The 26427-nt window shown below is 71.5% G+C and carries 25 protein-coding genes and 1 riboswitch; of the genes, 13 read left to right on the top strand and 12 right to left on the bottom strand.

Annotated features, from left to right (window positions below):
• The first annotated feature begins 10 nt into the window (after nucleotides 1-10).
• Nucleotides 11-1129 carry an AI-2E family transporter gene (locus Q0W60_RS00460; protein ID WP_297691434.1) on the top strand — a complete coding sequence of 373 codons (1119 nt, stop codon included), beginning with the start codon at nucleotides 11-13 and terminating at the stop codon, nucleotides 1127-1129.
• Between the two features lie 205 nt (nucleotides 1130-1334).
• The gene (locus Q0W60_RS00455) at nucleotides 1335-6194 is read left to right on the top strand and encodes an NAD-glutamate dehydrogenase (protein ID WP_297691431.1); all 4860 of its coding nucleotides are present in this window, start codon (nucleotides 1335-1337) and stop codon (nucleotides 6192-6194) included.
• A 79-nt stretch (nucleotides 6195-6273) separates the two neighbouring features.
• Here the strand turns inward: Q0W60_RS00455 and purH are convergent, their stop codons facing one another.
• The 4 genes from purH to Q0W60_RS00435 all read right to left on the bottom strand — a co-directional run bounded on the left by purH (nucleotide 6274) and on the right by Q0W60_RS00435 (nucleotide 10506).
• Nucleotides 6274-7866, bottom strand: a complete 1593-nt coding sequence (gene purH, locus Q0W60_RS00450) for a bifunctional phosphoribosylaminoimidazolecarboxamide formyltransferase/IMP cyclohydrolase (RefSeq protein ID WP_297691430.1) — start codon at nucleotides 7864-7866, stop codon at nucleotides 6274-6276.
• Nucleotides 7867-7887: 21 nt separating this feature from the next.
• A riboswitch (ZMP/ZTP riboswitch) is annotated at nucleotides 7888-7968 on the bottom strand.
• Nucleotides 7969-7974: 6 nt separating this feature from the next.
• A complete protein-coding gene (gene rpe / locus Q0W60_RS00445; protein WP_297691429.1) occupies nucleotides 7975-8664 on the bottom strand; it encodes a ribulose-phosphate 3-epimerase in 690 nt (229 codons plus the stop codon).
• A 116-nt stretch (nucleotides 8665-8780) separates the two neighbouring features.
• Complete coding sequence (locus Q0W60_RS00440) at nucleotides 8781-10046, bottom strand: RsmB/NOP family class I SAM-dependent RNA methyltransferase (protein WP_297691427.1); 1266 nt, start codon at nucleotides 10044-10046, stop codon at nucleotides 8781-8783.
• A gap of 43 nt (nucleotides 10047-10089) precedes the next feature.
• The gene (locus Q0W60_RS00435; RefSeq protein ID WP_297691425.1) at nucleotides 10090-10506 is read right to left on the bottom strand and encodes a hypothetical protein; all 417 of its coding nucleotides are present in this window, start codon (nucleotides 10504-10506) and stop codon (nucleotides 10090-10092) included.
• Between the two features lie 149 nt (nucleotides 10507-10655).
• On the opposite strand from Q0W60_RS00435, the gene Q0W60_RS00430 reads away from it, so the two are divergent.
• A complete protein-coding gene (locus tag Q0W60_RS00430) occupies nucleotides 10656-10853 on the top strand; it encodes a DUF1674 domain-containing protein (RefSeq protein WP_297691423.1) in 198 nt (65 codons plus the stop codon).
• Here the strand turns inward: Q0W60_RS00430 and pyrF are convergent.
• Nucleotides 10850-11572 (bottom strand): orotidine-5'-phosphate decarboxylase, encoded by a 723-nt coding sequence (pyrF, locus tag Q0W60_RS00425; RefSeq protein WP_297691421.1) that lies wholly within the window; start codon nucleotides 11570-11572, stop codon nucleotides 10850-10852. The genes Q0W60_RS00430 and pyrF overlap by 4 nt on opposite strands.
• A gap of 80 nt (nucleotides 11573-11652) precedes the next feature.
• Here pyrF and Q0W60_RS00420 point away from each other — a divergent pair, with 80 nt between their 5' ends.
• Nucleotides 11653-12342 (top strand): MarC family protein, encoded by a 690-nt coding sequence (locus tag Q0W60_RS00420; RefSeq protein WP_297691419.1) that lies wholly within the window; start codon nucleotides 11653-11655, stop codon nucleotides 12340-12342.
• Here the strand turns inward: Q0W60_RS00420 and Q0W60_RS00415 are convergent.
• Nucleotides 12305-13105, bottom strand: coding sequence for an SDR family oxidoreductase (locus Q0W60_RS00415; protein WP_297691417.1), 801 nt, complete (start codon nucleotides 13103-13105; stop codon nucleotides 12305-12307). The genes Q0W60_RS00420 and Q0W60_RS00415 overlap by 38 nt on opposite strands.
• A gap of 255 nt (nucleotides 13106-13360) precedes the next feature.
• Here Q0W60_RS00415 and Q0W60_RS00410 point away from each other — a divergent pair, with 255 nt between their 5' ends.
• The 3 genes from Q0W60_RS00410 to Q0W60_RS00400 all read left to right on the top strand — a co-directional run bounded on the left by Q0W60_RS00410 (nucleotide 13361) and on the right by Q0W60_RS00400 (nucleotide 16825).
• Nucleotides 13361-15187, top strand: a complete 1827-nt coding sequence (locus Q0W60_RS00410) for a potassium transporter Kup (protein ID WP_297691584.1) — start codon at nucleotides 13361-13363, stop codon at nucleotides 15185-15187.
• A 1-nt stretch (nucleotide 15188) separates the two neighbouring features.
• Nucleotides 15189-15524, top strand: coding sequence for a hypothetical protein (locus Q0W60_RS00405; protein ID WP_297691415.1), 336 nt, complete (start codon nucleotides 15189-15191; stop codon nucleotides 15522-15524).
• A 77-nt stretch (nucleotides 15525-15601) separates the two neighbouring features.
• Nucleotides 15602-16825, top strand: coding sequence for an argininosuccinate synthase (locus Q0W60_RS00400; protein WP_297691413.1), 1224 nt, complete (start codon nucleotides 15602-15604; stop codon nucleotides 16823-16825).
• A 12-nt stretch (nucleotides 16826-16837) separates the two neighbouring features.
• Here the strand turns inward: Q0W60_RS00400 and Q0W60_RS00395 are convergent, their stop codons facing one another.
• A complete protein-coding gene (locus Q0W60_RS00395) occupies nucleotides 16838-17044 on the bottom strand; it encodes a KTSC domain-containing protein (protein WP_297691411.1) in 207 nt (68 codons plus the stop codon).
• Between the two features lie 189 nt (nucleotides 17045-17233).
• Between Q0W60_RS00395 and Q0W60_RS00390 the strand changes: the two genes are divergently transcribed.
• Entirely contained in the window at nucleotides 17234-17824 is a 591-nt protein-coding gene (locus tag Q0W60_RS00390) for a hypothetical protein (protein ID WP_297691409.1), read from the top strand.
• On the opposite strand, the gene Q0W60_RS00385 is transcribed toward Q0W60_RS00390, so the two are convergent.
• The 4 genes from Q0W60_RS00385 to Q0W60_RS00370 form a co-directional block, all read right to left on the bottom strand.
• Nucleotides 17821-18387, bottom strand: a complete 567-nt coding sequence (locus Q0W60_RS00385) for a DUF4337 family protein (RefSeq protein WP_297691407.1) — start codon at nucleotides 18385-18387, stop codon at nucleotides 17821-17823. The genes Q0W60_RS00390 and Q0W60_RS00385 overlap by 4 nt on opposite strands.
• 115 nt (nucleotides 18388-18502) lie before the next feature.
• Entirely contained in the window at nucleotides 18503-19465 is a 963-nt protein-coding gene (locus tag Q0W60_RS00380; protein ID WP_297691405.1) for a hypothetical protein, read from the bottom strand.
• 23 nt (nucleotides 19466-19488) lie between these two features.
• Nucleotides 19489-20271: an SDR family NAD(P)-dependent oxidoreductase gene (locus Q0W60_RS00375; protein WP_297691404.1), complete on the bottom strand. Its 783-nt coding sequence runs from the start codon at nucleotides 20269-20271 to the stop codon at nucleotides 19489-19491.
• Nucleotides 20268-21020, bottom strand: coding sequence for an alpha/beta hydrolase (locus tag Q0W60_RS00370; protein ID WP_297691402.1), 753 nt, complete (start codon nucleotides 21018-21020; stop codon nucleotides 20268-20270). The genes Q0W60_RS00375 and Q0W60_RS00370 overlap by 4 nt, the downstream gene beginning before the upstream one ends.
• A 171-nt stretch (nucleotides 21021-21191) precedes the next feature.
• On the opposite strand from Q0W60_RS00370, the gene Q0W60_RS00365 reads away from it, so the two are divergent.
• Nucleotides 21192-21983: a helix-turn-helix domain-containing protein gene (locus Q0W60_RS00365; RefSeq protein WP_297691400.1), complete on the top strand. Its 792-nt coding sequence runs from the start codon at nucleotides 21192-21194 to the stop codon at nucleotides 21981-21983.
• A gap of 17 nt (nucleotides 21984-22000) precedes the next feature.
• Here the strand turns inward: Q0W60_RS00365 and Q0W60_RS00360 are convergent, their stop codons facing one another.
• Nucleotides 22001-23065: a serine hydrolase domain-containing protein gene (locus Q0W60_RS00360; protein WP_297691398.1), complete on the bottom strand. Its 1065-nt coding sequence runs from the start codon at nucleotides 23063-23065 to the stop codon at nucleotides 22001-22003.
• Between the two features lie 275 nt (nucleotides 23066-23340).
• Here Q0W60_RS00360 and Q0W60_RS00355 point away from each other — a divergent pair, with 275 nt between their 5' ends.
• From Q0W60_RS00355 to Q0W60_RS00340, 4 genes are read left to right on the top strand one after another with little or no spacing between them, the layout of a single operon-like run.
• Nucleotides 23341-24195: a peptidylprolyl isomerase gene (locus Q0W60_RS00355; RefSeq protein ID WP_297691396.1), complete on the top strand. Its 855-nt coding sequence runs from the start codon at nucleotides 23341-23343 to the stop codon at nucleotides 24193-24195.
• Nucleotides 24192-25208 (top strand): HupE/UreJ family protein, encoded by a 1017-nt coding sequence (locus tag Q0W60_RS00350; protein WP_297691394.1) that lies wholly within the window; start codon nucleotides 24192-24194, stop codon nucleotides 25206-25208. The genes Q0W60_RS00355 and Q0W60_RS00350 overlap by 4 nt, the downstream gene beginning before the upstream one ends.
• Complete coding sequence (locus tag Q0W60_RS00345; RefSeq protein ID WP_297691392.1) at nucleotides 25205-25804, top strand: HupE/UreJ family protein; 600 nt, start codon at nucleotides 25205-25207, stop codon at nucleotides 25802-25804. Before Q0W60_RS00350 ends, Q0W60_RS00345 begins: the two co-directional genes overlap by 4 nt.
• Nucleotides 25801-26427, top strand: a complete 627-nt coding sequence (locus tag Q0W60_RS00340; protein ID WP_297691390.1) for a HupE/UreJ family protein — start codon at nucleotides 25801-25803, stop codon at nucleotides 26425-26427. Before Q0W60_RS00345 ends, Q0W60_RS00340 begins: the two co-directional genes overlap by 4 nt.

Here is a 26427-nt window from a genome sequence, read left to right as displayed (position 1 = left end):
CCCTGCGGCGATGGCCAGCGCTCCCCCGCCCTCCGCCGTGTCGCGCAACGCCCTGGTGATCCTGGCGGTGATCGTGGCGGGCGCGGCGGCCTACTGGCTGGCCGGCATCCTGACGCCGCTGGCGCTGGCGATCTTCCTGGCGATCATGATCGACGGCCTGGCGCGGGTGCTGGAGCACCGGCTGCCGGGCGTCTCGCGGCGCGCCGCCCTGCCGCTCGCGCTGTTGCTCTCGATCCTGCTGTTCGGCGGGGCGACCTTCGTGGTCGTGGCGCGCGCGCCGGCCTTCTTCAGCGAGATGCTGGACTTCGCCCCGAAGCTGATGGCCCTGATCGGCCGGATTGCGGGCCGCGTCGGCGTGCGCGTGCCGCTGACGGTCTCCGAGCTCGTCCGCCAGCTCGATCCGGCGCAGTACCTCGGCCAGATGGCGCGCGCGCTGCAGAGCTTCGGCTCCACCTCGCTGTTCGTGCTGGTCTATCTGGCCTTCATCCTGGCCGCCCGCCACGGCTTCGAGCGCAAGGTCATCGGCCTGTTCCCCAACCGTCGCGAGCGCCAGGACGCGATCGCCGCCTTCTACCGGATCCGCGACGCCGTCGAGCAGTATCTGTGGGTCCAAACGCTCACGGGCCTGATGGTGGCGGGGCTCTCCTGGATCGCCATGGCCGCGATCGGCCTGAACGACGCCATCTTCTGGGCCTTCCTGATTTTCCTGGCGGTCTACATCCCGGTGATCGGCGGCACCTTCGCCGGGGTGGCCCCGCCGCTGTTCGCCCTGATGCAGTTCGAAAGCTACTGGCCGGCGGTCATCCTGCTGGTCGCGCTGCAGGCGATCGGCGTGGTGATCGGCAACCTCATCTACCCGCGGATGCAGGGCAAGAGCCTCAACATCGACCCGATCGTGGTGCTGCTGGCGCTGGCGTTCTGGGGCGCGCTGTGGGGCATCGCCGGCATGTTCCTGTCGACCCCGCTCACGGTCATGGCGATGGTCATCCTGGCGCAGTTCGACGGCACCCGCTGGGTCGCTGTCCTGCTGTCCGCGGACGGCGACCCGCAGCAGCTGCGCAACCGCACGCCGGGCGAGGCGCCGGACGAGGCCGTCCGCCACGAACCGACGCAGAGATCGAGCGCCTAATCCGCATATCAGGGGACTTTAAATTGCGCGTCCGCGTCCTACCTATGGTGAGCCGGGGCCCCTGGGCCCCTCGCCCTTGCGTCCAACCCCCAAGCCCAGGGACGCAACGAGCGGAAGAGGCTCCGCCGATCCCCCACGGCGAGGCCATGCGCCGCCGGATTCTCTCCTCCGGCGGCGCTCTCGTTTCCGCGATCGAAGGCCCCCGATGAGCCGTGGAGACCGCGCCGGCGCCGTCCTGGTCCGCGCCGTCATGGCCGCGCTGGCGGACGATCCCTGCAAGGGCGCGGCGCGCGCCTTCGCCGCGCAGGCCGCCGAGGACGCCGCGCCGCAGGAACTCCCTGAACTCACGCGGCCCGAGCTCGCCCGGAACCTCGCCGACTTCTGGCGCTTCGGCGAGCGCCGCCGCGGCCGCGCGCCCACCATCCGGATCGTCCGCGCCATCGGCCGCAAGGCGGCGTTGGACCGCCTGGAGATCGTCCAGGACGACGCGCCGTTCCTGGTCGACTCGGTGATGGGCGAGATCGCCGACCAGGGCCTCGCGGTGCGCGCCATGTTCCATCCGATCGTGGAGGTGCGGCGCGACCGCGCCGGCATCCGGGGAGCGACCGGAACGCCGCGCCGGGAATCGATGATCCAGGTGATCCTGGAGCCGGTGGGCGCCGACCGCGAGGCCGCCCTGATCCGCGGCCTCAGGACCACGCTCGCCGACGTGCGCGCCGCCGTCGACGACTTCCCGGCCATGCTCGAGCTGATGCGCCAGGTGATGGAGGAGACCCGCGCCCGGCCGGACAGGGCGACGCCGGAGGAGACCGCCTTCCTGGGCTGGCTCGAGGCGGAGCAGTTCGTCTTCCTGGGCGCCCGCGCCTACGAATACCCGCGCCTGCCGAACGGCGACTACGCGCCGGAGGAACCGGTCTATCAGCCGCGCGACGGGCTGGGCGTCCTGCGCGATCCGCAGCGCACGGTGCTGCGCCGGGCGCACGAGCCCGCGACCCTGATGGCCCAGGTGAAGGAGCGGATCGTCAAGGATCCGGCGGTCACCGTCGCCAAGGCCAACGCGCGCAGCCGCGTGCACCGGCGGGCCTACATGGATTACGTCGGGGTCAAGCGGTACGACCCCAAGGGACGCCCGTTCGGCGAGGTGCGCTTCGTGGGCCTGTTCACCGCCGAGGCGTACGACGAGCCGGCCGGCGCCGTGCCCTTGATCCGCGAGAAGCTGAGCCGCGTGCTGACGCGGGCGGGCATGGCGCCCGGCAGCCACAACGAGAAGCGGCTGAAGAACATCCTGGAGAATCATCCGCGCGACGAACTCTTCCAGATCAGCGAGGACGAACTGCTCGACCAGGCGCTGGGCATCCTGCATCTCTACGACCGGCCGCGGGTCGGCCTCTTCGAGCGGCGCGATCCCTTCGATCGCTTCGCCTCGGTGCTGCTGTACCTGCCGCGCGACCACTACACCTCCGACGTCGAGGCGCGCGCCGGCCAGGTGCTGGCGGAGGCCTATGGCGGCCACATCTCGGCGGCTTATCCCACCTTCACCGAGGGCCCGCTCGCCCGCGTGCACTACATCATCGGGGTGACGCCGGGCGCCCATCCCTGGCCCGAGCTGCGAAACGTGGAAGCCGCGATCGCCGAGGCGGCGCGCACCTGGGCCGACCGCTTCGAGGCGGCGGTGCGCGCCTCGGACCGCGCGCCGGAGCAAGTCACCGACACATTGGGCCGCTACGGCCAGGCGTTCCCGGCCGGGTACCGCGACCGCTTCGACGCCGCCGAGGCGCTGGCCGACCTGGCGGTGATCGAAGACATGGGCCCTGACGAGGCGATACGGGCGCGCGCCTACCGCGCGCCGACCGACACGCCGCTGCAGTTCCGCTTCAAGCTCTATAGGCCGGGGGAGCCTGCGGCCCTCGCCGACGTCCTGCCGATCCTCGACAACATGGGGCTGAAGGCGCTGGCCGAGGCCGGTTTCCCGGTCACGCCGCGGGGCCGCGGCCCGGTCTGGGTGCACGACTTCGAGATCGAGGATCCGCGCGGCGAGCATCTGGTGTTCGCCGAGGTCAAGCGCTGCTTCGAGGACGCGGTCGTCGCGGTCTGGTGCGGCCGCACCGAGAACGACGGCTTCAACCGGCTGAGCGTCGAGCTCTCCATCCCCTGGCGCGAGGCCGCGCTGGTCCGCGCCCTGGCCCGCTTCCGCCAGCAGACCGGGCTCGATCCGTCGCAGCGCGTGCAGGAGGAGGCGCTGGCGCTGCATCCGGAGGTCACCCGGCTGATCCTCAAGTTGTTCGCCGCCCGCTTCGATCCGCAGGCGCCCGGCGACCTTGCGGCGCGGGAAGCGGCCACGGCGCGGCTGATGCGCGAGATCGAGGACGCCCTGCAGGCGGTCGAGAGCCTCGACCACGACCGCGTGCTGCGCCGCCTGGCGCGGCTCGCGGCGGCGATCCAGCGCACCAACTTCTTCCAGCCGGCCGAGGATGGCGGACCGCGGCCGCAGATCGCCTTCAAGGTGGCGAGCCTGGACCTCGCCGAACTGCCGGCGCCTCGGCCCTACCGGGAAATCTTCGTCTGGAGCGTCGGCGTGGAAGGCGTCCACCTGCGCTTCGGCCCGATCGCCCGCGGCGGCCTGCGCTGGTCGGACCGACGCGACGACTTCCGCACTGAGGTCCTGGGCCTGGTCAAGGCGCAGCAGGTGAAGAACGCGGTCATCGTGCCGGTGGGCTCCAAGGGCGGCTTCTTCCCCAAACGGCTCGGCCGCGCCGCCAGTCCCGAAGCCGTCCGCGCCGAGGGCGTGCAGGCCTACCGCACCTTCCTGCACGGCCTGCTCGACCTCACGGACAACCTGACGCCGGCCGGCCACGTCACCCATCCCAAGGGGCTGATCGTCCACGACGGCGACGACCCGTACCTCGTGGTGGCGGCCGACAAGGGCACGGCCAGCTTCTCCGACATCGCCAACGAGGTGGCCGAAAGCTACGACTTCTGGCTCGGCGACGCCTTCGCCTCCGGCGGCTCGGCCGGATACGACCACAAGGCCATGGGCATCACCGCCAAGGGCGCCTGGGAGGCCGTGAAGCGCCACTTCCGCGAACTCGGCAAGGACATCCAGAAGGAACCGTTCACGGTCATCGGCGTGGGCGACATGTCCGGCGACGTGTTCGGCAACGGCATGCTGCTGTCGAAAGAGACCAGGCTCATCGCCGCCTTCGACCACCGCCACGTGTTCCTCGATCCCGATCCGGACCCGGCGAAGTCCTGGGCCGAGCGCAAGCGGCTGTTCGACCTGCCGCGCTCCTCCTGGGACGACTACGACCGCAAGAAGATCTCGCGCGGCGGCGGCGTCTTCCCGCGGACGCTGAAATCCATCGCGCTCTCCCCCGAGGCGCGCCGCGCGCTCGACGTCGAGGCCGAGAGCCTGTCGCCGGCCGAACTGATCCACGTGATCCTGAAAGCGCCCGCCGAGCTCCTCTACCTGGGCGGCATCGGCACCTATGTGAAGGCGCGGGGCGAGGCCAACGCCGACGTCGGCGACAAGGCCAACGATGCGGTGCGCATCAACGGCGCCGAACTGCGCGTGAAGGTGGTGGGCGAAGGCGCCAACCTCGGCGTGACGCAAGCCGGCCGGATCGAGTTCGCCCTGATGGGAAATTCAGGGGCGGGCGGGCGGATCGACACCGACGCCATCGACAACTCGGCCGGCGTCGACACCTCCGACCACGAGGTCAACATCAAGATCCTGACCGGCGCGCTGGAGCGGAACGACGTGCTCACCCGCAAGCGCCGCGACGTGCTCTTGCAATCAATGACCGCCGACATCGCCGCCCACGTTCTGGCCCACAACTACGACCAGACGCTGGCGCTCTCGCTGCTTGAGATGGATGCGCCGGGCGAACTGGAGCCGCACGCCCGCTTCATGGCTGCGCTGGAGGCCGCCGGGCGGCTTGACCGGGTCGTGGAAGGGCTGCCCGACCCGGCGGTGATCGCCGAGCGCGCCCAGGCCGGCCGCGGCCTCACCCGGCCGGAGCTCGCCGTGCTGCTGGCCTACGGCAAGCTCGAGCTGAAGCGCGAGTTGGTGGAGAGCGCGCTGCCGGACGATCCCTTCTACGAGGGCGTGCTGGAGGCCTATTTCCCGCCGCCGCTCCGCCGCTACCGCGAGGCCATCCGCCGTCACCGGCTGCGCCGCGAGATCATCGCCACGGTGGTGGCCAACGATGTCGTGAACCGCTGCGGCCCCTCTTTCCCGAGCCGGCTGATGGCGGCGGCGGACTGCGATGTCCGAGCCTTCGCCGCCGGCTACGAGGCGGCCAAGGCGATGCTGGAGTTCGAGGATCTCTGGGCCCAGGTGAACGCGCTCGACGGCAAGATCCCCGCCGCCGGCCAGATGGCGCTCTACCGAAGGCTCTCGGCGGCGCTGCGCGGCGCGACCTTCTGGCTCGCCCGACGCGCCACGCGCGAGCTCGTGGACGTCCGCCAGCTCACCAGGCGCTACGCCCCCGGCTTCCGCCGGCTGAGGGAGTTGATGCCCGGCGTCGCCTCGACCGTGGAGCAGGCGGCGGTTGCTGAGCGCACCCGCCAGCTCACCTCGGCCGGCGCGCCGGAGGGGTTGGCGCAGGCCGCGGCGATCCTGCAGGCGCTGTCCACCGCCGCCGACCTCGTCGACCTCGCACAGGCCTCCAGCTGGCCCCTGCCCAACGTCGCGCGGCTATACCACCAGGCGGGCGCGGCCTTCGCCTTCGACCGGCTGCGAGCGGCCGCCGCAGGCTATTCGGTGGGCGACGCCTTCGAGCGGACGGCGTTGCGCCGGCTCTTGGAGGACCTGCTCGCCGAGCAGGCCGACCTCACCCGGGCGATCATGGAATTCGCAGGCTCCGCCCAGGCCGGCGAGGACGCCGCCCGCGCCAGGGACGCGGTGACCTCCTGGGCGGCGCTCAGGCGGGACAAGGCGGAGGCGGCGCGCCGCACGGTCGAGGAGATCGACCAGGCCGGCGGCGCCTGGACCTTCGCCAAGCTCACCATCGCCAACGCCGCCCTGCGCGAGCTCGCCGAAGACCGGCGGCGGCGGAAGCGGTGACTCCCTCCCCTCATGGGGAGGGACAGACCGCGAACTTCCCAACCTGCTCTCGCTGCGCTCGAGCGTTAAGGGAGGCACGTCAGTGCCGAAACACCCGCACGCCGGTGAACACCATCGCCAGGCCGCGCGCGTCGGCGGCTTCGATGACCTCCTTGTCGCGCACCGAACCGCCCGGCTGGATCACCGCCGTGCAGCCGGCGTCGGCCGCCTGGATCAGGCCGTCGGCGAACGGGAAGAAGGCTTCCGAGGCGCAGGCGGAGCCCTTGAGGTCCAGGCCGAAGTCGGCCGCGCGCAGGGCGGCGATGCGGGCGGAATCCTTGCGGTTCATCTGGCCGGCGCCGATCCCCAGCGTCTGGCCGGACTTGGCGTAGACGATGGCGTTCGACTTCACGTGCTTGGCGACGGTGAAGGCGAACAGCATGTCGCGCACCTCGGCCTCGGTGGGCGCGCGCTTCGTCACCACCTGGAGGTCGGCGGGCGTGAGGCGCGCGTCGTCGCGACCCTGGACCAGGAAGCCGCCGGACACCGACTTGAAGGTCAGGCCCTTTGCGAGGGGGTCCGGCAGGCCGCCGGTGGCCAGCAGGCGGACGTTCTTCTTCTTGGCGAAGAGCTTGGCCACGTCGGGCGCGATCTCTGGGGCGATCACCACCTCGGTGAGCAGGTCGAGGATCTTCGCGGCGGTCGCCGCATCCAGGGCGGTGTTGAGCGCGATGATGCCGCCGAAGGCGCTCACCGGATCGCAGGCCAGCGCGCGCTCGTAGGCCTCCAGCACGGTCTTGCCGGTCGCCACGCCGCAAGGATTGGCGTGCTTGATGATCGCGCAGGCCGGCCCGCTCCGGGGATCGAACTCGGCGACCAGTTCGAACGCCGCGTCGGTGTCGTTGATGTTGTTGTAGGAGAGGTCCTTGCCCTGCAGCTGCCTCGCCGAGGCGACGCCGGGCGGCGGATTGGGCAGGCGGTAGAAGGCGGCCTGCTGGTGCGGGTTTTCCCCGTAGCGCATGGTCTGGACGAGATCGCCGGCGATCGAGAACCGCCGCGGCGCCCGCTCGCCCAGCTCCCACGCGAGCCAGGACGAGATCGAGGAATCGTAGGCCGCCGTCCGGGCGTAGGCGCGCTGCGCGAGCTTGCGCCTCAGATCGAGCGAGGTGGCGCCGTCCGCCTCGAGCGCGGCCAGCACCTCCTGCAGGTCGGCGAGCTCGGTGCAGACCGCCACATAGCCGTGGTTCTTCGCCGCCGAGCGGATCATCGCCGGGCCGCCGATGTCGATGTTCTCGATGCTGGTGGCGAATTCGGCGCCGGAGGCCACCGTCTGCTCGAACGGATAGAGGTTGACGTAGACGAGGTCGATCGCGCCGATCCCGTGCCCCTCCATCGCCTTCCTGTGCTCGGGGGCGTCGCGCACGCCCAGCAGTGCGCCGTGCACCGCCGGATGCAGCGTCTTCACCCGTCCGTCCATCATCTCCGGGAAGCCGGTGAGCTCGGCGACGTCCTTCACCGGGACGCCGGCCTCTGCGATCGCCTTGCGCGTACCTCCGGTCGAGACCAGCTCCACGCCTATGCGGGCGAGCGCCTTGGCGGCCTCGATCAGGCCGGTCTTGTCGGAGACCGAGAGCAGCGCGCGCTTGATGGGGACGCGGTCGGGGGCGGCGGGGAAATCGGGGGCGGCAGGCACGGCATCCTCCTCGTGGTTGCAAGGAAATGCCCAGGCGAGCGGCGGACAGAGCCCGCGCTCCCCGGTGGTCGCCCACCTCAATCGCCAGTCACGCGGTGCGCCCGCGGATTAGGCCCGCCGCTCCTTCAGGTCAATCAGGTCGGCGCGCAGTGCGGCGATGTTGGCCGCGTAGCGGCTCGGACCGCCGCGGAACACCGCCGTCCCCGCGACCAGCGCGGTCGCTCCGGCGGCGATGCACTTGGGCGCGGTCTCGGCCGTCACCCCGCCGTCCACCTCCAGGACGATGTCGCGGCCCGTCGCGTCGATCATCGCGCGCAGGCGCTCGATCTTCTTCAGCTGCGAGCTCATGAAGCTCTGGCCGCCGAACCCGGGATTGACGCTCATCACCAGAACGAGGTCGATCTGGTCCATCAGGTGCGCGATCAGCTCCGGCGGCGTGGCGGGATTGAAGACGACGCCCGCCTTGGCGCCCAGCTCGCGAATGCGCTGCAGGGTGCGCGATAGGTGCGGCCCGGCCTCCGGATGGACGCTCAGGATATCGGCCCCCGCATTGCGGAATGCCTCCAGGTAGGGATCGGCGGGCGCGATCATCAGGTGCACGTCGAAGGGGATCTTCACGTGCGGGCGGAGCGCCTTCACGACGTCCGGGCCGATGGTGATGTTGGGCACGAAATGGCCGTCCATCACGTCGACGTGCAGCCAGTCGGCCCCGGCCGCCTCCACCGCGCGGGCCTCCTCGCCGAGCTTGGCGAAGTCCGCCGCCAGGATCGAGGGCGCGATGATGGTCTTTCGAGCCATGGCGCGGCTTTAACGGGCGCACCCAAGGCTGTCATCCCGGTTTCGACGGAAGGGAGAAGACCGGGATCCCTATTCGCCTGATGGCGCAGGACAGGCGCCGGGATGACAAGGAGGAGTTAGGCGCCGCGCCGGAAGCGGGCGACGTAGAAGCCGTCGGTCCCGCCGGGGCGATGGTGCGGCAGGATGCGGAGCGTCCCATCGGCCCTGAGGCTGGCCTCGGGCGCGCCGCCTTCGCCAGGCGCGATCGGATCGAGGCGAAACGCCGGGGCGCGGGTGAGGAACGCCGCGGCCTGCGCCTCGCCTTCCTCCGGCTCCAGCGAGCAGACGCAGTAGACGAGACGGCCGCCGGGCTTCACCCGCCGCGCCGCCGCCTCGAGCAGCCGCGCCTGGACCTGCGCCAGCTTCGGAACATCGGATGGCCTCGCGACCCACAGCACGTCGGGGTGGCGGCGGAAGGTGCCGGTCGCCGAGCAGGGCGAGTCCAGCAGCACGGCCTCGAAGCTGCGGCTATCCGGCCAGGCTTGGGCTTCGGCCGCCACCACCTCGGCGGCGAGGCCGGTCCGCGCCAGGTTCTCGCTCACCCGCCGCAGCCGCGCCGCGGAGCGGTCGAGCGCCGTCACCTGCGCGCCGGCGGCGGCGAGCTGCAGGGTCTTGCCGCCGGGCGCGGCGCAGAGGTCGAGCGCGGTTTCGCCCGGACGGACGCCCAGCGCGCGCGCCGGGACCGCGGCCGAGGCGTCCTGCACCCACCAGCGCCCCTCGGCGAAGCCCGGCCAGCCGGTGACGTCGCCGCTCATCGCCGTGCGGAACGTCCCGCCCGGCAGGCGCTCCCCCGCGAGCCCTTCCGGCGCGGCGTCCGGCTTCAGAGTCAGATCGGTCGGCGGCTCCTCGGCGATCAAGGCGGCGATGGCGCGCGCATCGTCGGCGCCGTAGGCCGCGCGCCACCGCGCGTAGAGCCAGTCGGGCGCGAGGCGGTCGGGATCGGCGAGATCGGGCGGCTCGCGCGTCAGGCCCCGCAGGACGGCGTTGACCAGGCCGCGAAGGGCCTTGGGCGCCAGCTCCACGGTCGCGCCCACCGCAGCGTGGGCCGGCGTCTCGAGCACGAAGAGTTGCGCCACGCCCAGCCGGAGCGCCTGCAGGGTCTGATCCGGCGGCGGCGACCGGAGCCGGGCCGAAAGCGCCGCGTCGATGGGGCCCAGATGGCGCAAGGTCGCCATGGCCAGGGCGCGGGCGAAGGCCCGGTCGCGCGGCGGAAGCGCCGCCAGCGCCGGCGCGCCCAGGCCGTCCTCCAGCCCGGCGCGCCGCGACAGGGCGGCGGCGAGCAGATCCAGCGCCGCCTTGCGCGCGGCGAGGCCGGAAACGTCCCTGGGCGCCGCCTCGGTCACCGGGCCGGCGTGGCCCCTCGCGGCCGCCGGCGCAAGGACGATCTCAGGCGGCCTGCTTTATCTCGGCGCTGGTCGCGGCCCCGCTCGCGCCGGCCTCGCGCCAGCAGGAGACGACCACGGTCAGGAAGGTCGCCATTCCAAGAATGGCCAGCATCGAGCCTGCGATCACGCCGGCGTCCGCCGCCTTGTTTCCCGACAGGAACAAAGCGAGAGAAGGGATCATCACCACCACCGCGCCGAACGACAGGACAAAGTTTGTCCATCCGAGCCGTCCGCCCTTCCCGGATAGCTGGTAGAAGGTCCCCATCAACGCCAGGGTGGCCCAGCCGACGAGGTTGAGGTGGGCGTGGGCCGGCGCAAGCGTGAAGTCTTCGGTCGAGCCCATGAACGCGCCCCAGACCATGCCAGCCAGCACGCATGTGGCGCCGGCGGTGAAGAAGGCGAGCGGTAATCTCTTCATGTGGAATTCCCCCTATTACTCGAGTCAGTCTAGCGACTGTTACGGCGTAAGAAACCAGCGTTGCGCCGCGCGCGCAACGACGCATCGCATCACGATCTACTTCAGCCGGCCGCTGGCGCGGTGGGACCGGAAGGCGTAGTCCTCCGCCCATGGACGAGCCGCCGCCCAACGCCGCCCCCGACAAGCCGCTCACGCCCGAGGCGCGCCGCGCGCTGGAGGAGGCCGCTCAGCGCCGAGCCGCCGGCGCCGGGACCGCCGCGCTTCCTGCCGAGCAGGGCGGCCCGAAGGGTCCCGAGCCCACGCGCTTCGGCGACTGGGAGCGCAAGGGCGTGGCGGTGGACTTCTAGCGAATCCGGGCCATCTCGCTCACCACCCGCAGCGCCGCGGCGTGCGGATCGTCCGCCGCCGTGATCGGCCGGCCGCAGACGATATGCGAGGCGCCCGCCTGCAGCGCCTCGGCGGGCGTGGCGGCGCGGGCCTGGTCGTTCTTCGCCGACCAGTCGGGCCGGACGCCGGGCGTGACCACCAGGAACTCCGGACCGCCCAGCCGGCGGGCAAGCGCCGCTTCGTGCGGGCTCGCGATCACCCCGTCGCAGCCCGCCGCGATCGCCTGGCGGATGCGCCGCTCGACGAGGGCGCGGGCGCTCTCGGCGTAGCCCATCTCCTTCAGGTCAGCGTCGTCGAGGCTGGTGAGCACGGTGACGGCGAGGATTTTCAGCGGCGCGCCCGCGCGTCCGCGCACCGCCGCAGCCATCACCTGCGGCTCGCCGTGCACGGTCAGGAAGTCGCAGCCGGCCCCTGCGATCGCCGCCGTGGCCTTCTGCACCGTGGTCGGGATGTCGTGCAGCTTCCAGTCGAGGAACACCTGCCTGCCGGCCGCCTTCAGCTCGCGCGCCACCGCCATGCCATCGGTCGCGAAGAGCTCGAGGCCCACCTTGTAGAAGCTCACCGCCTGGCCCAGGCGCGCGACCGCGGCGCGGGCCGCCTCGGCGGTCGGGAAGTCGAGCGGCACGATCAGGCGCGGGTCGGCGCGGGTTTCGGCGCGGGCGAGAGCGGCGGCGGCCATGGCGGCTCCTTCCGGGCAGGCGCGCAGGCGAACCGCGGGCGGCGGTTCGGCGGCGCTTCGATTCGGGCTAAGGGGTTTGCATGAGCCCAGCCGAGTTCGCGGTCAACTTTTTCGTCGCCCTGTTCGCGCTGATCGATCCGGTCGGCAACGTGCCGTTCTTCGCGGCGGGAACGGCCGGGGTGAGCGCGCGGGACCGGGCGCAACTCGCCGTCTACATCGCGCTGTTCGTCCTGGGCTTCCTGACCTTCTTCTACTTCACGGGGCTGGGGCTGCTCGCCTTCTTCGGCATTTCGCTGTCCGCCTTCCGCATCGCCGGCGGGGTGATCCTGTTCGTGCTCGGCCTGGACATGGTCCGCGACGACCTCTCGACCAAGTCGGCCGAGGTGGCCGACGCCCAGCCGAAGAGCCGGCGCGAGGCGGTGACCCAGCGGTTCGAGCGGATGATCGTCCCGTTCGCCATGCCGCTGCTGATCGGCCCCGGCGCGATCTCGACGGTGATCATCTACGCGAGCCAGGCGAAGGCTTTCGGCCTGGCGGGCGCGGCCGTCGGCGTGGCGGTGATCGCCCTAGTGGCGGTCTCGACCCTGCTGTCGTTCCTGGCGACCCCGCTGATCACCCGCGCGCTCGGCCGCATCGGGCTGACCATCGTGGTGCGCGTGCTGGGCCTGATCCTGTGCGCCATGGCCGTGCAGTTCATCCTGGCCGGGCTGTCGGAGGCCACGCACGGCCTGATCAGGTCTTCCGGAATCGCGGCCCCTGGGAGGCCATGACCGCCAGGCCCCACTCGTCGGGCAGGAGCTTGGCGACCGCGGCGATCGCCTTGTTCGGCGTCCCGGGCACGCAGATCGGACGGTTGGCCTCCACCGCCTCGTAGCCCGCCGCGGCCACCTCGTCGGCCCCGAGCCACAGCCACGCGGGCGTCGAGGCTTCGATCTGCCGGCGGGTCCCGGTCACGTCGTGGAACTCCGAAAAGGTGAAGCCCGGACAGAGCGCCGAGACATGCACCCCGTGGGCCTCGCCCTCCAGGTGCAGGCTCTGGGAGAACTTCACCAGGAAGGCCTTGGCCGCGCCGTAGAGGGTGTGTCCCGCCGAGGGCGGCACCAGCCCGGCCAGCGAGGCGACGTTGACGATGCGGCCGAACCGGCGCTCGACCATGCCGGCAAGCACCCGGTGGGCCAGCTCGCAGGGTGCGGTCACCATCACCTGGATGAACGCCGCCTGGTCCTCCCAGCGCGTCGTGGCGTACGACCCCGGCAGGCCGTAGCCGGCGTTGTTGATCAGCGCATCGACGCTGCGGCCCTGGGCGGCGAGGTCGGCGGCGAGTTTGCCCGGCGCGCCGGGATCGGCGAGATCGGCGGGCAGCACCAGGGTCTCGACGCCATATCGCAGGCGGATCTCGTCGGCCAGGCTCTCCAGCCGCTCGGCGCGGCGGGCGGTCAGCGCCAGGTCGTAGCCGTGGCTCGCCAGGATGCGCGCGAAGGCCGCCCCGATCCCGGCCGAAGCGCCCGTCACCAACGCGAGCCTGCGGTCCATTCCGCCCCTCCCTAGCCGGCTCCCAGCCTAAGGCCCGCGGCGGCCCGCGCCAACTCGGGTGCATCCCGTTGAACGCGCCGGAGTTTAGGTGTATCGCGCCCGCCGCACGTCGGCATCGGGCCGCAAGGGAACCCACGCCGTTCCCGGAGACTACGGATGGCTGACACGGCCGGCGCCTCCGCCCAGGCCCTGGACGAACCCCCGCACGCCCACACCCCGCAGTCGGAGAGCTTCTTCGCGCTCGCCCTGGGCTCCATGGGCGTGGTGTTCGGGGACATCGGCACGAGCCCGCTCTACGCGATGCGCGAGGCGCTCCGCCACAGTCGCAGCGGCGGCTCTGCGGAACTCTCGGTGCTGGGCGTCGTCTCCCTCGTCACCTGGGCGCTGATCCTTATCGTGACGGTGAAATACGTCGTCTTCCTGATGCGCGCCGACAACAAGGGCGAGGGCGGCACGCTGGCGCTGATGGCGCTCGCCCAGCGCATCGTGCCCAAGCGATCGGGGCTGGTGCTGCTGCTCGGCATGCTGGGCGCCTCGCTGTTCTACGGCGACGGGATCATCACGCCCGCGGTCTCGGTGCTGGCCGCCGTGGAAGGGGTGCGCGACGCGCCGGGCGCGCCGCATGCGCTGGCCGAGCTCGTGGTGCCGATCTCGATCGGCATCCTGGTGGCGCTGTTCCTGGTCCAGTCGCGGGGCACGGCGAGCGTCGCGCGCTTCTTCGGACCGATCACCGCCCTATGGTTCCTGGTCCTCGCGGGCCTCGGGCTGTTCCACCTGAAGGACGACCTGTCGGTGTTCCGTGGGCTCTCGCCGCACTACGGCGTGATCTTCCTGTTCCAGAACGGCTTCCTGGGCTTCGCCATCCTGGGCAGCGTGTTCCTGGCCGTCACCGGAGCCGAGGCGCTGTACGCCGACATGGGCCACTTCGGGCGCAACCCGATCCGCGCCGCGTGGCTGTTCCTGGTGCTGCCCTGCCTGCTCCTGAACTACCTCGGCCAGGGAGCCCTGGTGCTGCACAGGCCGGCCGCCGCGGTCGATCCGTTCTACAAGATGATCCCGCACCCGATCTATTGGCCGGTGCTGATCCTGGTGACGGTAGCCACCGTGATCGCCTCCCAGGCGGTGATCACCGGCGCCTTCTCGATGACCCAGCAGGCGGTGCAGCTCGGCCTGTTCCCGCGCATCTCGATCCGCCGCACCTCCGAGACCCAGGCGGGGCAGATCTTCGTGCCGCAGGTCAACACGCTGCTGATGATCGGGGTCGTGGTCCTCCTGGTGATGTTCCGCACCTCGTCCAACCTCGCCGCCGCCTACGGCATCGCGGTGACCGGGGCGATGTTCGTCGACACCCTGCTGTTCTTCGTGATCGTCCGCTGGATGTGGAAACGGCCGATCTGGCAGGCGGCCCTGGCCTCCACCGGCTTCGGGATCCTGGACGTGACCTTCATCTCCTCGAACCTGTTGAAGATCCCGCAGGGCGCCTGGCTGCCGCTGGCCCTGGGGGCGGGGCTGGTGACGATCATGGTCACCTGGACGCGCGGGGCGCAGATCCTGACCGAAAAGACCCGCCGGGACAGCGTGCCGCTGATCGAGCTGTCGGAGATCCTGAAGGCCCGCGCGCCATACCGCGCGCCCGGCACGGCGGTGTTCCTGACCTCGGATCCGGAGATGGCGCCCGTCGCCCTGATGCACAATCTCAAGCACAACAAGGTGCTGCACGAGAAGAACATCATCCTGACGCTGCACACCGCCGAGACGCCGCGGGTCTCCGAGAGCCAGCGGGTGCGCATCGAGCCGGTCAACGACGACTTCAAGAAGGTGATCGTCAACTACGGCTTCATGGAGAGCCCCAATGTGCCGCGGGCGCTGGCGCTGTGCCGCAAGCTCGGCCTGAAGTTCGACATCATGGCCACCAGCTTCTTCCTGGGCCGCCGTTCGGTAGTGCCCTCGGCCCAGTCCGGCATGCCGCTGTGGCAGGACAAGCTGTTCATCTTCCTGATGCGCAACGCCGCCAACCCCACCGATTTCTACAAGATCCCGCCCGGGCGCGTCGTGGAGATGGGCGCCCAGGTGACGGTGTAGCTTGGCGTTCAGCTACCTCGGCGACGGGCTGTGGGTGATCGCGCTCGCCATCATGTTCGGCGCCTCGCGCGAGGCCTGGGCCAAGACCCGGCCCGGCCAGGCCGTGCGCCTGCCGATCGGCCGGATCGGCCGCGGGCTGGGGATATGGGCGCTGCCGGGCGGCGCCTTCGCGCTCTCGCTGTGGCTCGCCCTGCAGGCGCGCGAGCGCTCGGCCAGCTTCGACGCCGCGGCGATCGTGTTCGGCATCCGCGCGACCGCCGCCTCGCTGATCGCGCTCTTGCACCTGCGCTGGATGCGCGCGGCGCTCGACGATCTGGAGAAGGGCGACGGCGCTTAAGCCTTGAACCGCCCGCCCGTTCGCCCTTAAAGGCGCGCGACCTTTCCTCCCGCCCGCGAAGGACCGCCCCGACCTCCATGGCCGAGAAGCCCATCAAGAAAGTCGTGCTCGCCTATTCCGGCGGCCTCGACACCCTCGTCGCGGTCAGGTGGCTGCAGGAAACCTACGGCTGCGAGGTGGTGACCTTCACCGCCGACCTCGGGCAGGGCGGCGAGCTGGAGCCGGCGCGCGAGAAGGCCCTGGCGATGGGCGTCAAGCCCGAGAACATCTTCATGCCGGACCTGCGCGAAGAGTTCGTCCGCGACTACGTGTTCCCGATGTTCCGCGCCAACGCGGTCTATGAGGGGCAGTACCTGCTCGGCACCTCGATCGCCAGACCGTTGATCGCCAAGGCGCAGATCGAGGTCGCCCGCCAGGTCGGGGCCGACGCGGTCAGCCATGGCGCGACCGGCAAGGGCAACGACCAGGTCCGCTTCGAAGTGAGCTATTACGCGCTGGAGCCCGACATCCGGGTGCTGGCCGTGTGGCGCGAGTGGCCGTTCAAGGGCCGCGCCGACGAGGTCGCCTATGCCGACCGCCACGGCATCCCGGTCGCCCGCGACAAGCGCAACGAGCCGCCGTTCAGCGTCGATGCGAACCTGCTGCACTCATCTTCGGAGGGCAACGCGCTGGAGGACCCCGCCGAGCCCGCGCCGGAGTTCGTCCACCAGCGGACCGTCTCGCCGGAGGACGCGCCCGACCGGCCGACCGAGGCGGCCATCGACTTCGAGAAGGGCGATCCCGTCGCGATCGACGGCGAGCGGCTTTCGCCCGCCGGCCTGCTGACCCGGCTGAACCAGCTCGGCCACGACAACGGCATCGGCCGGCTCGACCTGGTGGAGAACCGTTTCGTCGGCATGAAGTCGCGCGGCGTCTACGAGACGCCGGGCGGCACGATCCTCCTGGCCGCCCACCGCGGCATCGAGAGCATCACCCTCGACCGAGGGGCCATGCACCTGAAGGACGAGCTCATGCCGCGCTACGCCGAGCTCATCTACAACGGCTTCTGGTTCTCGCCCGAGCGCGAGATGCTGCAGGCCGCCATCGACCAGTCCCAGGCGATGGTTTCGGGCCGCGTGCGGGTGAAGCTCTACAAGGGCAACGTCACCGTGACCGGCCGCGAGAGCCCCTATTCGCTCTACGACAAGGAGCTGGTGACTTTCGAGGAGGGCGCCGTCGCCTACGACCACCGCGACGCCGCGGGCTTCATCAAGCTCAATGCGCTCCGTCTGCGCGTGAAGGCCAGCCGCGACCGGCGCTGAGCCCCGTCGGACTCAGCTGTCCAGCCGGTTGTACGGATAGCGGTCGCGGATCTCGGCCTGGAAAAAGCGGCCCTTGGATTCCGCCTCGCAGAACGAGCGGTGCACCTCGCCGGGCACGCCGACGTAGACATACCGCTCGCCCGAGGCGAAGCGCACCAGGAGCTTGGCGCGCTCGGCGTCGTAGTCGATATCGCGGATCGCAGTGGATTCGACCTGCATCGTCCGGCTCCGGGCGGGTTCGCCGGTGATTCAAACCCTCGAGGAACCGGGGCGGGTTCCCGCACATCGGACGCCCGGCCCTGGGACGCCGCCTGCAATTGAGCTGCATCATGGCAACCACAATTGCGGCGAAGTGTTGTGGCGCCTGAGGCTTGACTCGAGGGACAGGTGGTTAGCTAGAGATCAGAAATGACGAAGAGAACAGCCGCATTCGCCGTCTCAATGGCCTTGGCGGCCGGGCTCGCGGCCTGCACGACGGCCACCCCCTACCAGCCGAATATTCCCGGCCAGGCGACGTCCGGCGGATATTCCGAGATCCGCGTCGAGCCCGACCGCTGGCGCGTGAGCTTCCAGGGCAACACACTGACCAGCCGCGAGACGGTCGAAGCCTACCTGCTGTTCCGCTCGGCGGAGCTGACCGTGCAGCAGGGCTACGACTGGTTCGAGATGGTCGACCGGCACACCAACGCCGACGCGCGCAGCTACGTCGAGCCTGACCCGCTGTACCATCCCTGGTACGGCGGCTACGGCTTCTGGCGGCCCTCCTGGCGATTCCACGGCCGCGGCTTCGGCTGGCGGACCTGGGACCCGTTCTGGGGCGACCCGTTCTGGGCCGACCGCTACGACGTGCGCACGATCGAGAAGTTCGAGGCCGCCGCCGAGATCAAGATGCACAAGGGCGCCAAGCCCGCGGACGATCCGCGCGCCTTCGACGCCCACGCGGTGATCGAGAACCTGCGGCCGCGCATCCAGTACCCGGCGCCGCCGAAGCCGCGCTAGACGAGGTAGGCGGCGCCCAGGAGGGCGAGGCCGACCACGCCCAGCAGGATCGAGCCCTGCCAGAACGCCCGCCGACGGGTGATGATCGCCACCGTCGAGATGGCGATGCCGATCTCGATCATGGTCGCCGCGCCGGTCAGCCAGTGGTGGCGGTGTTCGTGGAGGCCGCTCGCCCGCATCAGCGCCTCGCGCTCGGACTCCTTGGCCTTGGCCTCGCCGCTGATGTGGTCCTGCTTGGCGGTCTGCTCCTTCGAGGTCAGCGCGTACTTGCCGGCCTTCGCGCCGCCCGCGTCGGCGGCGATGCCGTAAAGGTGCTTCTTCAGGCTGTCGGCCTGGTACTCGTTCCACAGGTCGGTGGCCTGGTCCTGCGCCAGCACCGCCTCGCTGGCGGAATTGATGGCGCCCGCCTCCTCGACGTTCTCCAGGCTGGAGACGGAGGCCGCCAGCACCGCCAGGACGGCGATGGTGATCGACACCCGCGAGATGAACGGGTCATTGGCGTGCGCCGCATGCTCGGCATGCTCGGCGTGTTCGTGCGCGTCCAGCGCCGGATCGTGCGTCATGTGATTCCCGCCCCGCTGACGAGCGGGAGATCACATCAGGCGCCGGCGGAACTCAAGCGACATGGCGGGCGCGGATCACCTGGTGCGCGGGGCAAAGCGCGAGCCCTCAGGATCGTCAGAAACGTGGATTCCGCTTATCGGACCAAGGGTAATGGTAGAACGCCTCGGGACGGCCCGGTTCGGGCGCGGCCAGGCGGCGCAGCGGCTGATATCCAGAGCTTGCTTCGCCGAGCGCTTCCAGCGCCGCGCGCGCCGCGGCGTGGCCGTCGAACGCCCAGTCTGCCAGCTCGTCGAAGGGGCGCGAGACGGCGTATTGCTTTTGCAGCGCCGATTCATTGCGTCCCGGCGTGGCGTGGTTGGCCGTGAAGGCGCAGGTCGGGCTGGACTGCACCAGGACATAGAAGCGGTCGGTGGCGCGGCTCGTCTTGTAGAGGTCGATCGCCATCCGCTGATCGTTCACCTCATCGTCATCGTAAACCTCGACGAACTGGACCGCTCGCGCGGGCAGGGCTGCGAACTTCGCGTCGGTGATCTGGTAGGAATACCAAGGCGCCAGCTCCATCAGGAAGGCGCCGTTCCTTCCCCACCCGTTCTCGATGAGCCCCTTGTAGGCCATCGCCGGAACCGCGCCGCCGCCGAAGGAATGTCCGACGAACGCGACGCGGCTCAGATCCATCCGGGCGGCGAACTGCGCAGCGGCCGCGGCAAACCCCTGCCAAAGGCTGTCGTAGCGCTGATCGATCGTGACGCCGCGCATCGGATAGGTCGAGAACACGACGACATAGCCCTTGCTCACCATGTGGCGGATGATGTCGGCGTAGGTGGTGGCGACCCCGGGTCCGAACCCATGGGCGAAGAAGACGACAGGCCGGGGCCCCTTCACGCCCTTTGGGACGTAGATGGTCATCTGGTCGTTGGCGTCGCCTGGATTTGCGAGCTGTTCGGTCTCGACGCCGTAGGCCCCGTCGGCGCCGTAGCCGGCGGTGATCGGGCGCGCGGCGCAGGCCGCATCGTCGGCCGCGGCCGCGGAAGACCCCTGGATCGCGAGCGCCGCGGCAAGTGCGAGAAGGCGTCTCATGATGCTCCCCTTCGTGCGACGGCCTAGAAGGCCTCCTCGTGCAGCTCGAAGTAATGCTGGTAGGCCGCGCCGCGGCTGGTCAGGAAGCCGCAGTCCACGGGCAGGTAGACGCCGCTCACCGCGCGCGCAGCGGGGCTCGCGAGGAACCAGCAGACCTCGGCCACGTCGCCCGGCTCGACGACCCGCTGCAGCGGCAGGTTGCGGGCCGAGGCCGCCTGCCGGGCGGGATCCACCTGGCCGCCGCCCATGCGGTTGGACATCGGCCCCGGTCCCACGGCGTTGACCCGGATCTGGCGGCGGCCGAGCTCGAAGGCGGCGTGGCGCACGAGGCCGGTGATGCCGGCCTTGCTGGAGGCGTAGTGCACGCCGCTCAGGTAGGCGACGTGCTCGGCCGCGACCGAGGAGACGATGGTGATCGCGCAGCCCGCGGGACTGGCGTGGGCGGCGGTCGACTTGATGCCCAGGAAGGCGCCGGTGAGGTTCACGTCGATGACGCGGCGCCAGTCGGCCGGCGACATCTGCGCGATGGTGCGGCGGCTGGCGACGCCGGCGGCGCAGACCGTGGCGTCGATGCCGCCGCGGCGGGCCGCGAGCCCGGCGGCGGCGGCCTCCAAAGCGTCTGCGTCGGTCACGTCGCAGACCAGGGCCTCGGCGCTCAAGCCCGCCGCGGCGAGTTGGGCCGCGGTCGCCCGCGCGCCCTCGGCGTTGCGGTCGAGCACGCCCACGTGGGCGCCCCCTTTGGCGAAGCGCCTCGCGGTCGCCGCGCCGATCCCCGAGCCCGCGCCCGTCACCAAAGCCGTCTTCATGCATCCTCCAGGTAGCTGCGCAGCAGCGCCGTGACGAGGTCCGGCCGCTGCACGATCGAGCCGTGGCCGGTCATCGGCATGGGCTCGAACCGCGCGCGCGGGATCTCGCGGGCCAGGCGCCGCGCGCCGTCGAAATTGGGGTCCTGTTCGCCGCAGGCGACAAGGGCTGGGACCGAGATGGTGGAAAGACCGGGCGTCCAGGCGGGCTGGGCCCTCAGGGCATTGACCGAGAGCCCGGCGCCGGCCGGATCACGGCGGGCGAACCAGGCCGGATCGCGGGCGACGCCGGCCAGGCCTGCGGCGGCCCGCAGGCTCGCGGCCCGTTGATTGCCGGCGCGGCGCTCGGCCTCGCCGGCCGGGGGCCCTCCGGTGGCGTCGAAGAGGGCGAGGCTCAGCACGCGGTCCGGCGCGTCGAGCGCCAGGCGCACGGCGACCCGGCTGCCGAAGGCCATGCCGCAGACGTGGGCCGCCGGCTGCTCCAGCCGGTCCAGCACGGCCAGCGCGTCGCGGGCGTAGGCGCCGAAGCTGTGGCTCTCCGGCGCACCGGGATCGCTGTCGCCCTCGCCGCGCCGGTCGTGGCGGATGACCAGCCAGCGGTCGGCCAGGGCCGCGACCAGCGGGTCCCAGACGGACATGGCGGCGGTGGCCATGGTGCAGAGCAGCAGCGGCGGCGCGTCCGGCGGCCCGTCGGTCCGCCAGGCGAGGTTGACCCCGTCCTCGGCGCGCACTGATCCGCTGCGGCCACTCACGAACGCCCCCTTTGACCTGCGCCCTTGACCTTCGGTTTTCGCACGGCGGGTTCGACAACCCGACCGGCCGGCCACAGCTAGCCGATAGCGCTGGTGTCGCGCCGGGTGGAATTGGGTTATTCCAAAGGGCGGAATTTGAGCGGTCGGTCGGCCGCGGGTGTGGGGGTCGCCATGGATGACGGGCAGGTGCACACCGTCGCCAAGGCGCTTCAGATCCTGGAAGCGCTGAACCAGAGCCGGGTGACCACGCTGGCGGCCCTGCACGAGATCACCCGCCTGCCGAAGTCGTCGCTGGTGCGCCTGTTGGACACCCTGATCGGCGCCGGCTACGTGGTGCGCATCTCGCGCCGCGACGGCTATGCCCTGACCGAGGCGGTGCTGCGGCTCTCCTCCGGCGTGCGCCACCGCGACATGGTGGTCGACGTGGCCCGGCCGCTGATGGAGGCCTTCACGCGGCAGTACAAGTGGCAGGTGTCGCTGGCGACGGCGGAGAGCGACGCCATGGTGGTGCGGTTCACCACCCGCCACCTGAGCCCCTTCTCCCGCGAGCAGAACTTCCTGAACCGGCGGGTGCACATGATCCAGAGCGCGCTGGGCCGCGCTTTCTTCGCCTACTGCTCGGCGGAGGAGCGCGGCTTCATCCTGAGCGTGCTGCGCGCCTCGGGCGACGAGCTCGCGATCCGCGAGGAGGCGGCCCACCTGGAGGCGCTGGTCGATCGGGTGCGCAGCGCGGGCTACGCCACCATCGGCCGGCCGCGGTCCAACCCCACCCAGAGCTTCGCGATCCCGCTCCTGGAGCCGGGGACCGAGGAGAGCCCGCTCGCGGCGATGAACTTCTTCTACTACCGCTCGGCGATGACCGAGGGGCAGGCGATCGGGCGCTACCTCGCGCCGCTGCAGGCGCTGGGCCAGGCGATCGTCGAGGGCTTCGTGCAGGTGCGCGAGGCGGCCGAAGCGGCCTGAGGCCAGCGCCGGGGGGTCTAGCCGGACCGCCCGCCGGCGTCGGCGGCGATGGCGATGTCGCGGGCCTCGCGCAGGTCCTTCGCGACCGCCGGCAGCCTGAGCTTCAGGAAGAAGACGCCGTAGAGGCCGCTGCGCCGGTCGATCCACGGGAAGGTCCCGTAGGCGCCGGGACTGGAGACGAGCCAGCAGCGGTCGCTGTTCCCCTCCACCGTGTCACACCAGTTGCCGAGGGCGTACTTGTCGATGGGCCCTGCGCCCGGCGGTAGGTAGGCCATGGTCCGTCCGCGGGTCTGCCAGGTCTCCATCTCGTCGACCGCCTTGGCCGAGAGGATGCGCCGGCCGTGATAGACGCCGCCGGCCGCGAGCATGGTCAGGAACTTCGCGTAGTCGTCGGCCGTGGTGTAGACGCCGGCCTGCAGGTTGGGATTGCGCACCGTCTCCGGCTTCAGACCCGGCATCAACGGATTGGCCCAGTAGGTGTGGGAAAGTCCCAGGGGGCCGGCGATCCGCTCCTGGAACAGCGCCGCCCAGCTTTTGCCCGTGGCCTGCTCCACCAGGGCGCCAGCCACCTGCATCGAGGGACCGCCGTAGCGGAAGGTGGTCCCCGGTTCGTCGACGAGCGGCCGGGCCGCCACCTGGGCCGCCGCCGCCGCCAGGCTGATGTGCGGGTCCTGGCGCAGGTCGAACATGTCGGGTTTCAGCCCGCCCTGGCCGGCGGTGAACGACAGCAGCTCGCGCAGGGTGATCCGTCCCGCCTTGCCGGTGAACTCGGGAAGACGCCTGCCGATCGGCTCGTCCAACTCCAGCTTTCCCTGGTCGACGACAGTCATCACCAGGCTGGCCGTCATCCACTTCGAGGCCGAGGCGATCGGGAGCTGGGCGTCGGGCGCGATGGCGCCCTTGTCCAGCCGGTAGAGCAGCCGCCCGTTCTTCATCACCAGGGCCGTGACCCCCGGCGCGCCGTCGCGGGTCACCACCTGCTGCAGCTTGGCCGCGAATCCCGGCGGCGCGCTTTCGGCCCGCGCGGCGGGCGCGCCGAGGCCGAGCGCCACGACGAGGGCAATCACGGACGCTCGCATCATCGTCGCTCCACCCCTCAGCGGTTAAGCCTTCCGGACCTCGCGGTCCGCACCCGGCGACGACTATTGCCCCGCCGCGCCCCCGTTCCAGCCGGTTGACGGGAGAGTTCCGCATGGCGGAACAGATGCGCGAACAGGCTGTCGCCGCGCGGCGCCGGCGCTAACGTCAGGCCACGCTGTCGACGGGGGTCCGCGCGGTGCGTGAGCTTGCGAGTTCCTTGGGTTTGGGTGCGGTCCGTGTCGGGCGCTCGGCGGAGGCCGCGGCGCCGCGAGGGACGGTGGCGCGGCGCGTGTTCGGCCGCCTGGCGCGCGAGCCGCTGGTCCACTTCCTGCTGGCGGGCTTCGTGCTGTTCGCCGCGGGGCAGGCCTGGCGGCGGCACGAGAGCCTCTACCGCATCGAGGTCACGCCGGCCCACGTCGCCCAGATCGCCAACAGCTACGCCCTGCAGTTCGGCCTCAGGCCCGATCCGCCGACGCTGGAGGCGCTGGTCCAGCGCGACATCCACGACGAGATGCTGTTCCGCGAGGGCGAGGCGCTGAAGCTCGGCCAGGACGACGAGATCGTGCGGCGGCGCATCGCCCAGAAGATGCAGTTCCTGGTGCAGGACCTGAGCCCGCCGGCCGAGCCCAGCGAGGCGCAGCTCGCGGCCTACTACGCGGCCCATGCGGCCCGCTATGCGACGCCCGCGCGGGCCACCTTCAGCCACGTGTTCTTTTCCGCCCAGGCGAGCGGCGACGCGGCGGCCGAGGCCCGCGCGGCGGCCGTGCTGAAGACGCTGCCGAACGATCTTTCCCGCGCGCCGGACCGCGGCGACGCGTTCCCCGACCTCTACGACTTCTCGGCCTACGGACCGCAGCAGGTGGCGCGGCTGTTCGGCCATACGCCGTTCACGCAGGCGGTGTTCGCGGCGCCGGTCGGACGCTGGTCGGGGCCCTACCGGTCGGCCTACGGCTGGCACCTGATCCATGTCGACGCCCGCGAGGCTCCCGGCCGCCAGCCGTTCGGCGAGGTGCGCGACGCGGTCCGCACGGATTATCTGCAGGACGCGCAGGGGGCGGCGAACGATGCGGCGCTGGCGAAGCTCGCGCGGCGCTTCACGGTGGTGCGCGACGACCGGGCGGGCGGGCGATGAGGCGCCTCCTCGCCGTCCTCCTCCTGCTGCTGCTGCCGGGACTCGGGCTGGCCGGCCCGGCGGCCGCCCACGAGGTGCGTCCCGCCTACCTCGAGATCGACCAGACCGGACCCGCCGACTACCGGATCACCTGGAAGCAGCCCGTCATGGGCGACATGGCGATCCACCTCGCGCCGCACCTGTCGAGCGGCTGGCTCGAGGCCGCGCCGGCGGCGCAATACGCTTCCGAGGGCTTCCTGATCCGCACCTGGAAGGTGCATGCCGCGGGCCACGATCCGCTGGCCGGGCAGACCGTCTCCATCGAGGGCCTGAAGGACACCATCACCGACGTCTTCGTCCGCGTGCGCCCCGCGCACGGGCCGCCCGCCGAGACCATCGTCCGGCCCGAGGCGCCGAGCTTCAAGATCGCGCAGGGCGGCGCAGGGTCGGCGGGGGTGCTCGCCTTCCTGCGGCTCGGCGTGGAGCACATCCTGACCGGCCCCGACCACCTGCTCTTCGTGCTGGGGCTAATCCTGATCGTCCGCGACCGCTGGACGCTTCTGAAGACCGTCAGCGCCTTCACCGTCGCCCACAGCCTGACGCTGGCCGCCGCGACGCTCGGGCTGATCGCCCTGCCGGTCCCGCTGCTCAACGCCCTGATCGCCCTCTCCATCCTCTTCGTGGCCCCGGAGGCGCTGCGCGCCCAGGCGGGCGGCACGAGCTTCACCATCCGCTTCCCCTGGGTGGCCGCCTTCGGCTTCGGCCTGCTGCACGGCATGGGGTTCGCCAGCGGGCTGACCTCGCTGGGGCTCTCGGGCGCCTCGCTGGCGCCGGCGCTGCTCATGTTCAACGTCGGGGTGGAGATCGGGCAGGTGGCCTTCATCGCCATGGTGCTGGCCCTGGTCCGCGGCTTCCGGCTGATGGAGGTCCGCTGGCCGCGGCCCGCCACCTTCGCCCCAGCCTACGCGATCGGCGTGGCGGGCGCGTCCTGGACCTTCCAGTACGCGGCGGTCGTCTTCGGGCTCGCCCAATGAGCCGCAAGCCGATCATCGCCGCCCTGCCTGTCCTGGCGCTTGCCGCGCTCCTCCCCGGCGAGGCCTCGGCGCACATCGTGCGCGGCGAGGCGGTGGGCTTCGCCAGCGGCTTCATGCACCCGATCTCCGGCCTCGACCACGTGATCGCCATGGTGGCGGTGGGCCTGTGGGGCGCGCAGCTCGGCCGGCCGGCCATCTGGCTGCTGCCGGTGACCTTCCCGCTGGTGATGGCGGTGGGCGGCTTCCTGGGCCTCATCGGCCTGCCGCTGCCGGGCGCGGAGCTCGCCATCGCGCTCTCCGGCCTGACCCTGGGCGCGGCGGTGCTCACCGAGGCGCGGCCGCCGCTGGCGGTCGCCGGCGTGGTGGTCGGCCTGTTCGGCCTGTTCCACGGCTATGCCCACGGCGCGGAGCTGTCGCCCGGCCAGAACGCCCTGCTCTACAGCCTGGGCTTCGTGCTCGCGACCGGGCTGCTGCACGCCACGGGCATCGCCATCGGCCTGGTGCACCGCTGGGGCTGGGGCCGCTACGCCCTCCGCGGCGCGGGCGCGGCGGTGATGGCCGGCGGGGCCTATTTCCTGTGGGCGGCCCTGGCATGAGCCGCGCCCGGCTTCTCGCGCTGGTCGCACCGCCGTTCATCGCGCTCTGGGCCGCGCCGGGGATGGCGCAGGCGCACCTGGTGGCGACCGGCCTCGGCCCGCTCTACGACGGCGTCTCGCACTTCGGCCTCAGCCCCGAGGACATCCTGCCGGTCGTGACCCTCGCGCTGTTCGCGGGGCTCAACGGTCCGGCGCACTGCCGCGCCGCGGCGCTGGCGCTGCCCGGCGCCTGGATCCTGGGCGGGATCGCCGGCCTCTCGGGCCTTCCCTGGCCGCCGATCGCGGTCTCGGTGGCGAGCGCGGCGATGCTGCTGGCCGCGGGCGGGCTCCTCGCCTCGAACGTCCGGGCCGCGCCCCGGCTCTGCGCCGCTGCGGCAGGCGGGCTCGGCCTGATCTGCGGCCTGGGCGACGTGGCCGGCGTCGCCATGACGCCGGCGCACCTGGTCTCGCTGGCCGGCATGGCCGCCGCGGCGGCGGCGGTCTTCGTGCTCGCCGCCTCGCTGACCCTGCCGCTCACGCGGCTGTGGATGATCGTCGCCGCCCGGGTGGCGGGGAGCTGGATGGCCGCGCTCGGCCTGCTCGCCGCCGGCTGGGTGATCCGCTACGGCGCGCTCGCCCGATGA

It is taken from the genome of Phenylobacterium sp. (assembly GCF_025934275.1).
Classification (GTDB): domain Bacteria; phylum Pseudomonadota; class Alphaproteobacteria; order Caulobacterales; family Caulobacteraceae; genus Phenylobacterium.
This window is presented reverse-complemented; position numbering and strand designations above follow the sequence as displayed.